The organism is Mycobacterium sp., assembly GCF_029961025.1.
Lineage (GTDB): Bacteria > Actinomycetota > Actinomycetes > Mycobacteriales > Mycobacteriaceae > Mycobacterium.
The window spans coordinates 1-12,863 of record NZ_JASBVP010000021.1 but is presented as its reverse complement, the minus strand read 5'-3'; the positions used below and the strand labels follow the sequence as shown (position 1 = coordinate 12,863).

Genomic DNA, 12,863 nt, shown 5'->3' with positions numbered 1-12,863 from the left:
GCTCAGTCGTCAGACACGCCCAGCGCTGGACGGGTTATTCAGCGCCGTCCTAGGGCGGCCCCCCGCGCTGCCACACGTACGCGTGACCCCGGCGGGCGAACTGCAGCCGACCAACCCGATCGCCCGCGGGCTGGTGGCGGCAGCACGCCGCCTGCGCTGACCGACGGCTCATTCCCAGGGTGATCCGACGCCGGAGCGATGAACTGTCGCAGTTATAGCTCGTTGGCACTTCGTCAGTGGCGGCGGCTAAGTGGTCCCGCTCGTAAATTCGTCGGGGGTTCATAACCACGCGGTCGGGTCACCCAGGTAGAGGCCACAGGCGGTGTCGAGAGCGTCTTCGGGTGAGCCTGCTGTGTGGCCGGTGGGCAGTACCGAGTCTTGGTAGCCGTTCTTGCTGGCCAGATAGATCGCGAAGCCCCAGCGGGCGGCGGATCCGCCGTAACGCAGCCGCATCAGTGGTATGCGATCACCGTCGGATAGGCGGGCGGCGACGTAGGCGAAGGCACCGCGGAAGCGCACCTCGACATTGTCGAGCTGGGGCCATCGTTGCTGTGCATGGGCGGACAGGCGTTGTTGCAGGGAGGTTTTCGTCGATGCGGGGGGTGCGGCCATGGTCAGTGATCGTGCCCGACCGCGTGTCGCTGGGCAACAAACCAGGTGTGATGGGTGAGGCTGAAGTGACCAGTGTTATTGATTTGTCATCGTCGCCTCGTGGAGTCACCTGCCCTGCCGCCCGCCGACCGGATCAAGTTGACCGGGTCGCAGCGCCGCGAACTGCGCCGCCTGGTGCGGGCCGGACGCACCGAGCAACGCCTGGTCACGCGGGCCAAGATCGTCCTCGCCGCGGCCGAGGGGAATCCCCAACGCGATGATTGCTGTGTCGCTGCGGGTGTGTGAGGACACCGTGCGCAAATGGCGGCGCCGGTGGTTCGCGGCACCGGGGGTGGCCTCGCTGGGCGACGCGAAACGATGCGGGCGCCCGCCGGTGTTCACCGCGGTGCAGGTCGCGCAGATCAAGGCGGCCGCGTGTATCCCACCAGCTGATGCCGGGGTGCCGCTCTCACGCTGGTCGTGTCCGGAACTGGCAGGCCATGCCGTCGCCAACGGGATCTGCGAGTCGATCTCAGCGTCCACGGTCCGCCGATGGCTGTCCGAGGACGCGCTCAAGCCCTGGCAGTACCGGTCGTGGATCTTCATCACCGATCCCGACTTCGCCGTCAAAGCGCAGCGAGTACTCGACCTCTACGACCGAAAGTGGGAGGGAAAGCCGCTGGGTTCCAACGATTATGTGATCTCCGCCGACGAGAAGACGTCCATCCAGGCCCGTTGCCGCTGCCATCCCACACTGTCACCCGGTGTGGCGCGGGCGACGCGGGTCAACCACGACTACGATCGCGGCGGCGCGCTGGCCTATCTGGCCGCCTACGACGTGCACCGCGGCACAGTCTTCGGCCGCTGCCAAGACACCACCGGCATCGAACCATTCGGCCGCCTTGTCACCCAGGTCATGACCCAGGAGCCCTACGCCTCGGCCGAGCGGGTGTTCTGGATCGTCGACAACGGCTCGTCGCACCGCGGCCAAGCCGCTGTCGACCGGCTCGCCACGCAGTTCCCCAACGCGATCATGGTGCACACCCCGGTGCACGCGTCCTGGCTCAATCAGATCGAGATCTACTTCTCCATCGTTCAACGCAAAGCGCTCTCGCCCAACGACTTCACCGACCTCGACGTCGTCATCGACCGCCTCAACGCCTTCGAGACCCGCTACAACCAGGCAGCGCGGCCGTTTACCTGGAAGTTCACCACCACCGACCTCGACGAACTGCTGACCAGGCTCGACAACCACCGATCCGAGCACAATCCGATCCAACCCCGAGCGGCCTGAATGCCACCCCGACGAACTTACGGGCGCGACCACTAAGCGCGAGCTGTCGGTGCACGAGAAGTCCGACCGGCCGGGCCGCAATCAGCTCTCGGCCATGTTCTGCCGTCTGCGCACCAGCATCGGCGACCGGGCCGATCGGCTGAAAGCGATCGCCCATGCCAATTCCATTGCCAAAGAACATACTTCAGCTATTGTAGCGACGCTGCTGCGGGACTGGACCCACCTCGTGACCCGGACGCTGTCCGGCGCCGTACTGCGCCTGTACGCCCACATCCCGCTTGCGCAAAGCCCGGTCCACAACCGGATCATCGCGAATGTGCCCGGTCCGCACCGTCAGCGCCTGATCGACGCCGCCCGGGGCGAGTTCGCGGAGCAGCGAGGGTTGTGATTTCCCTGGACTCGGAACCGTCGCTTCTGTTTCGAGACGACGTCGCTTAGCCTTAGCGCCGCGGGCGCCAGACCACCACCGCGGTGCTCTTGGGCAGTACCGCCAGATCACGTCGCCGGTTCGCCCGCAACGCTTCCAGCTCCGCAGCCATCTCTTTGATCTGGGCTTGCAGTAGCTCGACCTGGTTGGTCAGCTCGATGATTCGTTTGATGCCGGCGAGGTTGACGCCTTCGTCCTGGGAGAGCCGCTGCACCTCGCGGAGCAGCTCGATGTCGCGCTGCGAATAGCGCCGCCCCCCACCGGAACTGCGGCGTGGCCGGACCAACCCCAGTCGGTCGTAGGTGCGCAGTGTCTGCGCGTGCATGCCGGCCAGTTCGGCGGCCACCGAGATCAGGAAGGTGCGGGAATCGTCTTTCTCGGCCATCAGCGACTCCCCGCCCATCCGGCCCTGGGGTCAAACCCGCTCGCCCGCTCGGCGGCCGCATAGGCCTCCAGCGCTTCCCTGGCGGCACCGTTGAGGTTTGGCGGAACCGCCACCTTCACGGTGACCAGCAGGTCGCCGTTCCCGCCGCCGCGCTTAGGAATACCGCGTCCACGCACCCGCAGCACCCGGCCGTCGGCGGTACCCTTGGGCACCCGAACGCCCACCCGGCCGTCGAGCGTGGGCACCGACAGCGTGGTGCCCAAAGCCAGTTCGGCAAAACTGACGGGAACCGTCACGGTCAGATCGTCGCCGTCGCGGCCGAAGACCGGGTCCGGGCGCACGTGCACGGTCACATACAGGTCGCCCGACGGGGCGCCCCGCAGGCCGCCCTCACCCTGCCCGGGTAACCGGATGCGCTGTCCGTCCTCGACGCCCGGCGGAATCCGCACCGTAATGGTGCGGGTGCGCGTCGTCACCCCGGTTCCCTTGCATTGGACACACGGGTGCTCGATGATCGACCCGCTGCCCCGGCAGGTGGTGCAGGGCTCGGAGAAGCCGAATGCGCCCTGGTTGCGGGTGATCACACCCGAACCGTTGCAGCTGGGGCAGACTTTCGGGCTGGTTCCCGGCCGCGCACCGCTGCCGTGACAGGTGGTGCAGGGCGCCGGGCTGGTCAGCCGCAACGGCACCGTGACACCCTTGGCGGCCTCCACGAAGCTCAGTTCGGTCTCGGTCTCCAGATCGTTGCCGCGTCGCGGCCGGCTGGGGCGCGGCGCGCCGCCCCGACCGAACAATCCCCCGAACAGGTCGCCGATGGTGCTTCCACCGGTCTGGCTCGCGACATCGAACAGATCGCTGAGGTTGAACTCGACGCCGTCACCGCCCATGCCAAAGCCGCCGAAGTTGCCGGCCCCGGTGAAGCGGCGGCCGAAGCCGGCCCCGGAAAACAGCCGGCGGGTTTCGTCGTACTCCGCGCGTTTGGCCGGGTCGGAGAGCACGCTGTAGGCCTCCGACACCGCCTTGAACCGCTCAGCGGCGTTCGGGTTGTTGCGGTTAGCGTCCGGATGCAGCTCGCGCGCCAGCTTGCGGTAGGCACGTTTGATCTCCTCGGAACTGGCGTCGGGGGCGACGCCCAGCTCCTTATAGAAGTCCTTCTCGACCCATTCGCGTTGAGCCATGGCGCGTCACCCCCTTTCGCCGTCCTTTCTGCAGTGGACTGCCCGCGGTGGCGGTCAGTCTTCCGGTTCCGCATCCGGCGCCGGGTAGGCGACGCCGTCATCGGCCGGCAGGTCCCCCGGCTGCGTCTCGGCCGGCAGGTCCGTGGGTGCGCCGGCGGCGCCGGCATCGGCCGCCACGGCGGCATTCTCGTCCTCCGGGATGGTGTCGACCACCGCCACCAGGGCGTGCCGCAGGATCTGATCCCCGAGTTTGTAGCCCTGCCGCAGCACCTTGCCGATCACCGGCTTGGTCCCATCGGCCCCGTCGCCCTCGTGCTGGATGGCTTCGTGCAGCACCGGGTCGAAGTCCTCGCCCTCAGCGCCGAACGCCGTCAAACCCAGCCCGGTCAACGCGTTGGTCAGCTTGTCGGCCACCGACTTCAGTGGACCGGACTCCAAATCCCCGTGGCTGCGCGCGCGCTCGAGGTCATCGAGCACACCCAGCAGTTGGCTGATGACGGTGGCCTTGGCCCGGTCCGCCGCCGCCTGCTGGTCACGCAGCGCCCGCTTGCGGTAGTTGGCGAAGTCGGCTTGCACCCGCTGCAGGTCGGCGGTGAGCTCGGCGATTTTGTCCGCGGCCTCCGCGGTGCCGGCGGCCGCCGGTGCCGGCCTACCGGCAGCGGACGCGACGTGCCGAACCTCGCCGGTCTCCGGGTCGATACGCCGTTTATCGGTGATAGTTACCTGTTCCTGTGGGTCGCCTTCTGTCACTTGGCCTCCCTATCGTCGTCAACCACCTCCGCGTCCACGACGTCCTCAGCACCGCCGGACCCGTTGCCGCCCGCGGCGCCACCGGCGGCCTGAGCGGCCTGGGTGGCCTCGTAGATTGCCTGACCCAGCGCCTGCGACTCGCGGCCCAGCTTCTCCATCGCGGACTTGATCACGTTGATGTCGGTGCCCTCCAACGCCTTTTTCGCATCGGCGATCGCGGAATCGACCTTGTTGAGCACGTCCGCGGGAACCTTCGAGCCGCCCGCAGCCTCGCGCTGCTCCTTGACGAACTTCTCCGTCTGGTAGACCAGCGTCTCGGCCTGATTGCGGACCTCGGCTTCCTCGCGGCGCCGGCGGTCCTCTTCGGCGTGCGCCTCGGCGTCCCGGATCATCCGGTCGATCTCTTCCTTGGACAGTGCTGAGCCTTCCTGGATGCGGATCGTGTTTTCCTTGCCGGTGCCCTTGTCCTTCGCGGTGACGTGCACGATGCCGTTCGCGTCGATGTCGAAAGTGACCTCGATCTGCGGCACACCGCGCGGGGCCGGCGGGATACCGGTCAACTCGAAGGACCCGAGCAGCTTGTTGTGCGCGGCGATCTCGCGCTCACCTTGATACACCTGGATCATCACCGACGGCTGGTTGTCGTCAGCGGTGGTGAAGGTCTCGCTGCGCTTGGTCGGGATCGTGGTGTTGCGCTCGATCAGCTTGGTCATCACCCCACCCTTGGTCTCGATACCCAGGCTCAGCGGCGTAACGTCCAGCAGCAGAACATCTTTCACCTCGCCCTTGAGCACCCCGGCCTGGAGCGCGGCGCCCACCGCGACGACCTCGTCGGGGTTGACGCCCTTGTTGGGCTCCTTGCCGCCGGTGAGTTCCTTGACCAGATCGGTCACCGCGGGCATCCGGGTCGAGCCGCCGACCAGCACCACATGGTCGATCTTGGCCACCGAAATCCCGGTGTCGGCGATCACCTGCTGGAACGGCTTGCGGCAGCGGTCCAGCAAATCCTGGGTGATCCGCTGGAACTCCGCGCGCGTCAGCTGCTCGTCGAGAAACAGCGGGTTCTTTTCGGCGTCGACGGTGATGTAGGGCAGGTTGATCGAGGTGCTCGGCGAGGAGCTCAGCTCGATTTTGGCCTTCTCGGCCGCTTCCTGCAGCCGCTGCATGGCCATCTTGTCCTTGGTCAGGTCAATGCCGGTCTGCGCCTTGAACTTGTCGGTCAGCCACTTGACGATGCGCTGATCCCAGTCATCGCCACCCAGGTGGTTGTCCCCCGAGGTGGCACGCACCTCGACCACGCCCTCGCCGATCTCCAGCAGCGAAACGTCGAAGGTGCCACCGCCCAGGTCGAACACCAGGATGGTCTGCTCCTTCTCGCCTTTGTCGAGGCCGTAGGCCAGCGCGGCGGCGGTCGGCTCGTTGATGATGCGCAGCACGTTAAGGCCCGCGATCTGGCCGGCCTCCTTGGTGGCTTGACGCTGGGCGTCGTTGAAGTAGGCGGGAACCGTGATCACCGCGTCGCTGATGTCTTCGCCCAGATAAGCCTCGGCGTCGCGCTTCAGCTTCATCAAAATCCGGGCGCTGATCTCCTGCGGGGTGTACTTCTTGCCGTCGATCTCGATCTTCCAGTCGGTGCCCATGTGGCGCTTGACCGAGCGCACGGTGCGTTCAACGTTGGTCACCGCCTGGTTCTTGGCGGGCTGGCCGACCAGCACCTCGCCGTTGCGGGCGAACGCAACGATCGACGGGGTGGTGCGCGAGCCCTCGGAGTTGGCGATGACCGTGGGTTCGCCGCCCTCGAGGACACAGATAACGGAGTTGGTGGTCCCGAGGTCGATTCCGACCGCACGAGCCATAGTGGATCCTCCCTGAGTCGAGCTTCGGTCTTAACCTATGCTGAGTGAACCTATGCTGAGTGAACCGCGCTCAAAGCCTGCTCTTCCCGCCACGGTCTGTCAACTCAAGGTTGAGTTGGGTTCACTCAAGTTCTTGATGGTTAACGGTGCGGGTCGGTGGTTTGTTCCCGGCTGAACGCCGACGGCCGGCGGCGAGCGGGGCCGCTGCGGTAGCCGCGCAGCCTATCCTCAGAGTGTCCCCAGCGCAGCGCCACGCCACGCGAGTGGAACCCCGAGAGGAACCCGATGCCATTGCCACCCGGCACGCCGGCCCCCGGTGCCGCTGAGACCGCGCTGCTCACCCGTGAGGACGTGGGGTATCACCACGATCTGCACCGCCGGCAGCTGCAGATGATCGCGATCGGCGGCGCCATCGGGACCGGGCTGTTCCTCGGTGCGGGCGGACGGCTAGCTTCGGCAGGGCCGGGGTTGTTCCTCGTGTACGCGATCTGTGGCGGTTTTGTGTTCCTCATCCTGCGCGCCCTGGGCGAACTGGTGCTGCATCGCCCGTCATCCGGCTCGTTCGTGTCCTACGCGCGGGAATTCTTCGGAGAGAAAGCGGCCTTCGTCGCCGGCTGGATGTACTTCCTCAACTGGGCGATGACCGGAATCGTCGACAGCACCGCGATCGCGAAGTACTTCCACTATTGGAAGGCCTTCGAGGCTATCCCGCAGTGGACGCTCGCGCTAATCGCGCTGGTGGCAGTGGTCGGAGTCAACCTGATCTCGGTGAAGGCCTTCGGCGAGTTCGAGTTTTGGGCGGCGCTGATCAAGGTCCTGGCGCTGACGACGTTCCTGATCGTGGGAACCGTCTTTCTGGCCGGGCGCTTCCGGGTCGACGGCCGAAACACCGGGGTGGGACTGTGGGCCGACCACGGCGGGTTCTTGCCGGCCGGCGTGCTACCCCTGGTGCTGGTGACCTCCGGGGTGGTGTTCTCCTACGCCGCCGTCGAACTGGTCGGCACCGCCGCGGGGGAGACGGCCGAGCCGGAAAAAGTCATGCCGCGCGCGATCAACGCGGTGGTGGCCCGTGTCGGGATCTTCTATGTCGGGTCGGTGGCCCTGCTGGCGCTGCTGCTGCCCTGCACCGCCTACAAAGAACACGAGAGCCCCTTCGTCACGTTCTTCTCCAAGATCGGTTTCGGCGGCGCGGGCAGTCTGATGAACGTGGTGGTGCTCACCGCAGCGTTCTCGAGCCTGAATGCGGGCTTGTATTCCACCGGGCGCATCCTGCGATCGATGGCGGTGAACGGCAGCGGCCCGAAGTTCACCGCCCGGATGTCCAAGAGCGGCGTGCCCTACGGCGGGATCCTGCTGACCAGCATGGTCGGCCTGTTCGGTGTCGTCCTCAACGCGATCAAGCCGGGCCAGGCGTTCGAAATCGTCTTGCACATCGCCGCTTTGGGTGTTATGGCGGCCTGGGCGGCGATCGTGGCGTGCCAGCTGCGTTTCTATCGGATGGCAAAAGCCGGGATGGTGCGGCGGCCGCGCTTTCGGATGCCGCTGGCCCCGTATAGCGGCTACCTGACCCTGGCGTTTTTGGCTGCGGTGCTGGTGCTGATGGTGTTCGACGCCCAGCGCGGCCCCTGGATCGTCGCAACGATGGCGATCGGTACCCCCGCCCTGATCGGCGGCTGGTATCTGGTGCGCAACCGGGTGCGGACCGGTGCCGGAGGAACCGTCGGCCCGGCCCGCGATCTTCCGCTCGCCGCCGACGTCCCAATCGCCGGGGACCTCCCGATCGTCGCCAGCCCCGTGGCGGATCCGGATGATTGATCGGGCCGGTTCGACGGGCGGGGCGCCTTATCCGGTTTCGTCGTCGAATCTGGCGATCGAAGGCGCGGCCAGCGGTGCGGTTTCCGCGTCGTGGACACCCGGACCGGACGGCGGGCGACGACGGGCGGGCCGGGAACGCACCCGCAACGGCCACCAGAACCAACGCCCCAGCAGCGCCGCGATGGACGGCGTCATCAGCGAGCGCACGATCAGGGTGTCCACCAGCAGGCCCAGGCCGATGGTGGAGCCACCCTGGCCGATGGTCCGCAATTTGTTGACGACCAGCGCAGCCATGGTGAAGGCGAACACCAGGCCCGCGGCCGTCACGACTCCCCCGGTGCCGCCCATCGCGCGGATGATGCCGGTCTTGAGCCCGGCCCCGATCTCCTCCTTGAACCGCGACACCAGCAACAGGTTGTAGTCGGAGCCCACGGCCAACAGGATGGTGACCGAGAACGGCAGCACGATCCAGTTCAGCTCCAGACCGACAAGATGCTGCCAGACGATGACGGACAACCCGAAGCCGGTGGCCAGCGAGAGCACCACGGTGCCGACGATCACCATCGAGGCGAATAGCGCCCGGGTGATCACCAGCATCACGATGAAGATCAGGATGAGTGCCGCCATGGCCTCGACCATCACGTCGTATTTGGTGGCTTCCTGGATGTCTTTCCAGGATGCCGCGGTGCCGCCGAGGTAGAACTTGGCGTTGGCCAGCGGGGTTTCCTTGACGGCCTCGCGGGCGGCCTTCAGCTCCGCGTCAACGTGCGAGATGCCTTCGGTGCTGGCGGGATTCCCGTCGTGGGTGATGATCATGCGGGCGGCTTTGCCGTCGGGAGAGACCAGCAGTTTGAGCCCTTGCTGAAAGTCGTGGCTGCCGAACACTTCCGGGGGGATGTAGAAAAGGCCGTCGATTTTCGCCTGGTCAAAGAATTTGCCCATCAGGGTTGCCGTGTCGGTCATGCGGTCCATTTGAGTGACCAGATCGTTAAAACTGCTGTAGAGGGTCAAAAACGTGGTCTGCATGGACTTGGCGACGGCAATCAACGGCGGGACGAGCTTGACCAGCTCGCGGGCAGCGTCGGTGCTGTTTTGGAGGGCTTTGGCTAGGGAATGGAAATTCTCGGAGAGCTTGTCGAAGCCGTCCAAGGCGTCGAAGATGGAGCGCAGCGACCAGCATATGGGGATGTCGAAGCAATGCTTTTCCCAGTAGAAGTAGCTGCGAATGGGCCGCCAAAAATCATCGAAATCGGCGATATGATCGCGTATTTCATCCGCAATGGCGGCGGTATCGGCGGTGACTTTGGCACTGTCGCCGATCGCATTGGCTAGTTCTTCTTGCACGGTGTACATGCGCTCTAAAGTCGCGATCTGGACGCCGAGGTCGTCGCGGCTCAACTTGAGAATGTCGGCGAGGCGGTCTTTCAGATACCGCAAATTGTCCCGGATGGGGATGGGGCCCATCGCCACTTGAAACGGGATGGTGCCGTGTTCGATGTTGTAGCCCAGTGGTCTGGTGATGCTTTGCACCCTGGCGATTCCGGGTACCCGGAAGATGTTTCCCGCGATCCGGTCTAAGTCGAGCATGTCGACCGGATTCCGAAGATCGTGGTCGGCCTCGACGAGCAGGATGTCGGGATTGAGTCTGGCGTAGGTGAAATGCTGAAGGGCGGCGGCGTACCCGACATTGGATTCCAGGCTTGCCGGAATGTAACGGCGGTTGTCATAGCTGGTCTGATAGCCGGGCAGCGCGAGTCCGCCGACGACGGCGACGGCCAGGGCGCCCGCCAGGATCGGGGCGGGCCAGCGCACGACCGCGGTTCCGATTCGCCGCCATCCGCGCACGTTGATCGGTCGTTTCGGATCCAGCAGGCCGACCCGGCCGCCCGCGACCAAGATGGCCGGAACCAGGGTGAGCGAGGCGACGATCACGACGAGCAGTCCGATCGCGCAGGGAATCGCCAGGGTGTTCAGATACGGCAGCCGGGTCAGCCGCAGGCACAGCATCGCACCCGCGACGGTGAGGCCCGAACCCAAGACAACGTGGGCCACTCCGTGATAGGTGGTGTAGAAGGCGGTTTCACGATCCTGGCCCGCTTGGCGCGCCTCATGGTAGCGGCCGATGAAAAAGATCGCGTAATCGGTTCCGGCGGCTATGACCAGCGACATGAGCAGGCTGACCGCAAACGTCGTGAACCCCATGACATGAAAGTTCCCGATCACCGCGACGACCCCGCGGGAGATGCCCAATTCGACGAACACCACACCGAGGACGAGCAGCACGGTGATGATCGAGCGGTAGACGATAAGCAGCATGATCGCGGCGACGACGATCGTTATCGCGACGCGTTGGCCCATGCTTTTGTCACCGGCTTCGGTGGTGTCGGTGGTCTGCGGCGCCTGCCCGGTGACATACGCCTTGATTCCCGCCGGCGGGTGCGAGTGCGCCACAATGTCTTCCACCCCGTGCACCGATTCGTCCGCCGCCGTCGTGCCCTGATCGCCGACGAGGTTCACCTGCACGTAGGCGGCTTTGCTGTCGGCGCTCTGGTTGCCCGCCGCCGTGATCAGGTCCCCCCAGTAGTTCTGCACATGCTGGACATGTTTGGTGTCCTGCTCCAACCGGCGCACCAGGCCGTCGTAATAGCGACGCGCCTGGGGGCCCAACGGCCGGTCACCGACCAGCACCACCATGGCGACGCTATCGGAGTCGAACTCATGAAATACCTTGCCCTGGCGCTTCATCGCGATCAGCGAGGGAGCGTCTTTGGGTAGCAGGCCCACCGTGTTTTCACGCTCGACTTTTTCCAGCTTTGGCGCGGCCACGAAGATGACGACGGTGAACCCGAGCCAGGCGATGATGATCGGCACCGCCAGCCGGCGAATCGTCCGCGCTAGCATCGACGGTTGGCCAGAGTCGCTGCTCATGCGGCCTTGTCCAGGCAGAATGTCTGCGCGTTCAGGATGGTGGTGGACTCCTCGTCTTTGAGACGACCGTCAACGACGATCCGACAACCGATCGTCTCGCTGTTGCCCTGGGCGACCACGGCGGCGAAGACTCCCGGCAGCGTCGTGGTCAGGGTGTGTTGCCACGGCAGGCTAGTGAAGTTCACCCCGTGGGGCTGGGCATTCTCATCTAAATAGGTGACGTAGCCTGTGGTTCGCGCGGGACCGAAAACCTCGTATGTCACCCGCTTGACGTTAATCGGCACAATCGCTTCGACTTGCCCGGCCGCCGCAAGACGGTGCGAGCCGAAGACTGCGTGCAGTCGATAGGCGGCAAAGCCACCAACCGTCACCACCGCCGCGATGACCAGTGGGATCCACAATCGCTGGAGAACTTTCAGCATCCTGACTCCTCTCCTCGCCTACCCCTGCGCCGGCGTCGGTCTCCGCTGGCCCGGCGCCACCTGGGGTCTCGTGTTACCTGCGGCGAGTGGTGGGCCGGCGCACCCTCATACCGAGCCAATCCCGGATCGGATGGGCGTCGCTATTGCGCTACGGGGACACCTCGGCGGTATCCCCGTCGGCACGGCCCGCGGCGTCGAGAGACGCGCAGTTAGATAGCACGGCTATACATGGTGCCTGATGACGGAAGGAGCAGGCAGACCGCAGTTAGCCTAGGAGTTTGATACCTAGGAAGATTGCCCGCTAGCATCCTGGCTTCATGACGACAACACTCGGGGAATTCCTTCGGGCGCGGCGGGAGGCGATCGCGCCGCGCCCGGAGCGCGACGGCGAGCTCACCCGGCGTCGGCGGACCCCTGGGCTGCGTCGCGAGGAAGTGGCGGTGCGGGCGGGGATCAGCGCCGACTATTACGCCCGGTTGGAGCAGGGGCGTGAAAAACACCCCTCGGTCCAGGTGCTGGACGCGTTGGTGGTCGCGCTGGGGTTGTCTCTGGACGAGGCGGCCTATCTGCATGATCTCGCGATTCCGCAGCACCGCTGGCGGCGAAAACCCGGCGCGCAGCAAGACCCGGCAGAGTATCTGCTGTTACTCATGCAAAGCTGGACGCTCGGACCCGCCTATATTGTCAACCGCCGCTGTGATGTGCTGGCCGAAAACGTGCAGGCCTCGCTGCTCTTCAGCCAATTCACGATCACGGGAAACATTTTGCGGCTGCTGTTCCTGGATCCCCGGGCGAAAACCTCCTGGGTGAACTGGGAGTCGTACGCGAGGAGCGCCGTCGCCACGATGCGTCGCATCGTCGGCGCCGATACCGACCAGCCGGACGTGGCCGAAATCATCCACGAACTTTCCAGCAAGAGCGGTGACTTCGCCCGGATGTGGAAGAGCCATGCCGTTGGGGTCTCCGACGGGCAAGTCAAACGGCTGAAGCACCGCGATTTCGGCGAGCTCGAGTTCAATTACGAGCTACTTTCCGCCGCAAGCGCGCCCGGACAATTTCTGGTGTTACATAGGGGCTCTATTGACGTTGCCGCGAGTTCGCTGAGCTGAGATTCAAGGTTTTTATGACAACGCCGGAAGTCCGGCAAGGAGTCCGGGATATGTGGCTCTACGCCACCAAGCTGGGACGGCGGGTTCGGATCCGTGATGTCTCGTGAT

12 protein-coding genes are annotated in these 12,863 nt (G+C 65.3%); 5 read left to right on the top strand and 7 right to left on the bottom strand.

Annotated elements, in window-relative coordinates; all coding sequences use genetic code 11:
* Positions 1–279: 279 nt before the first annotated feature.
* Positions 280–612 carry a hypothetical protein gene (locus QJR12_RS17485; protein WP_300584748.1) on the bottom strand — a complete coding sequence of 111 codons (333 nt, stop codon included), beginning with the start codon at positions 610–612 and terminating at the stop codon, positions 280–282.
* Between the two features lie 99 nt (positions 613–711).
* Between QJR12_RS17485 and QJR12_RS17480 the strand changes: the two genes are divergently transcribed.
* The 3 genes from QJR12_RS17480 to QJR12_RS17470 are packed head-to-tail and all read left to right on the top strand — an operon-like array spanning position 712 to position 2,273.
* Positions 712–897, top strand: coding sequence for a hypothetical protein (locus tag QJR12_RS17480; RefSeq protein WP_300584746.1), 186 nt, complete (start codon positions 712–714; stop codon positions 895–897).
* The gene (locus QJR12_RS17475; RefSeq protein WP_300584744.1) at positions 869–1,885 is read left to right on the top strand and encodes an IS630 family transposase; all 1,017 of its coding nucleotides are present in this window, start codon (positions 869–871) and stop codon (positions 1,883–1,885) included. The genes QJR12_RS17480 and QJR12_RS17475 overlap by 29 nt, the downstream gene beginning before the upstream one ends.
* A 49-nt stretch (positions 1,886–1,934) precedes the next feature.
* On the top strand, positions 1,935–2,273 hold the full coding sequence (locus QJR12_RS17470) for a WS/DGAT domain-containing protein (protein WP_300584742.1): 339 nt from the start codon (positions 1,935–1,937) through the stop codon (positions 2,271–2,273).
* Positions 2,274–2,325: 52 nt separating this feature from the next.
* Here the strand turns inward: QJR12_RS17470 and QJR12_RS17465 are convergent, their stop codons facing one another.
* Genes QJR12_RS17465 through dnaK form a run of 4 tightly spaced genes read right to left on the bottom strand, consistent with a single transcriptional unit; the run spans position 2,326 to position 6,481 of the window.
* Positions 2,326–2,697 carry a helix-turn-helix domain-containing protein gene (locus tag QJR12_RS17465; protein ID WP_300584740.1) on the bottom strand — a complete coding sequence of 124 codons (372 nt, stop codon included), beginning with the start codon at positions 2,695–2,697 and terminating at the stop codon, positions 2,326–2,328.
* Complete coding sequence (gene dnaJ, locus QJR12_RS17460) at positions 2,697–3,875, bottom strand: molecular chaperone DnaJ (RefSeq protein WP_300584738.1); 1,179 nt, start codon at positions 3,873–3,875, stop codon at positions 2,697–2,699. Before dnaJ ends, QJR12_RS17465 begins: the two co-directional genes overlap by 1 nt.
* 54 nt (positions 3,876–3,929) lie before the next feature.
* The gene (grpE, locus tag QJR12_RS17455; protein ID WP_300584736.1) at positions 3,930–4,625 is read right to left on the bottom strand and encodes a nucleotide exchange factor GrpE; all 696 of its coding nucleotides are present in this window, start codon (positions 4,623–4,625) and stop codon (positions 3,930–3,932) included.
* Positions 4,622–6,481, bottom strand: a complete 1,860-nt coding sequence (dnaK, locus tag QJR12_RS17450; protein WP_300584734.1) for a molecular chaperone DnaK — start codon at positions 6,479–6,481, stop codon at positions 4,622–4,624. Before dnaK ends, grpE begins: the two co-directional genes overlap by 4 nt.
* Positions 6,482–6,766: 285 nt before the next feature.
* Between dnaK and QJR12_RS17445 the strand changes: the two genes are divergently transcribed.
* Complete coding sequence (locus QJR12_RS17445; protein WP_300584732.1) at positions 6,767–8,296, top strand: amino acid permease; 1,530 nt, start codon at positions 6,767–6,769, stop codon at positions 8,294–8,296.
* Positions 8,297–8,323: 27 nt separating this feature from the next.
* Here QJR12_RS17445 and QJR12_RS17440 read toward each other — a convergent pair whose 3' ends face one another.
* Complete coding sequence (locus tag QJR12_RS17440; protein WP_300584730.1) at positions 8,324–11,224, bottom strand: MMPL family transporter; 2,901 nt, start codon at positions 11,222–11,224, stop codon at positions 8,324–8,326.
* Positions 11,221–11,646, bottom strand: a complete 426-nt coding sequence (locus tag QJR12_RS17435; protein ID WP_300584728.1) for an MmpS family transport accessory protein — start codon at positions 11,644–11,646, stop codon at positions 11,221–11,223. The genes QJR12_RS17440 and QJR12_RS17435 overlap by 4 nt, the downstream gene beginning before the upstream one ends.
* Positions 11,647–11,963: 317 nt before the next feature.
* Between QJR12_RS17435 and QJR12_RS17430 the strand changes: the two genes are divergently transcribed.
* A complete protein-coding gene (locus QJR12_RS17430; protein ID WP_300584726.1) occupies positions 11,964–12,755 on the top strand; it encodes a helix-turn-helix transcriptional regulator in 792 nt (263 codons plus the stop codon).
* Positions 12,756–12,863 lie beyond the last annotated feature (108 nt).

What these genes read in the sequence shown, in the direction of transcription:
- QJR12_RS17485 (WP_300584748.1), bottom strand. Translation starts at nt 612, where the DNA reads ATGGCCGCACCCCCCGCATCGACGAAAACCTCCCTGCAACAACGCCTG.
- QJR12_RS17475 (WP_300584744.1), top strand. Translation starts at nt 869, where the DNA reads ATGATTGCTGTGTCGCTGCGGGTGTGTGAGGACACCGTGCGCAAATGG.
- QJR12_RS17465 (WP_300584740.1), bottom strand. Translation starts at nt 2,697, where the DNA reads ATGGCCGAGAAAGACGATTCCCGCACCTTCCTGATCTCGGTGGCCGCC.
- dnaJ (WP_300584738.1), bottom strand. Translation starts at nt 3,875, where the DNA reads ATGGCTCAACGCGAATGGGTCGAGAAGGACTTCTATAAGGAGCTGGGC.
- dnaK (WP_300584734.1), bottom strand. Translation starts at nt 6,481, where the DNA reads ATGGCTCGTGCGGTCGGAATCGACCTCGGGACCACCAACTCCGTTATC.
- QJR12_RS17445 (WP_300584732.1), top strand. Translation starts at nt 6,767, where the DNA reads ATGCCATTGCCACCCGGCACGCCGGCCCCCGGTGCCGCTGAGACCGCG.
- QJR12_RS17440 (WP_300584730.1), bottom strand. Translation starts at nt 11,224, where the DNA reads ATGAGCAGCGACTCTGGCCAACCGTCGATGCTAGCGCGGACGATTCGC.
- QJR12_RS17435 (WP_300584728.1), bottom strand. Translation starts at nt 11,646, where the DNA reads ATGCTGAAAGTTCTCCAGCGATTGTGGATCCCACTGGTCATCGCGGCG.
- QJR12_RS17430 (WP_300584726.1), top strand. Translation starts at nt 11,964, where the DNA reads ATGACGACAACACTCGGGGAATTCCTTCGGGCGCGGCGGGAGGCGATC.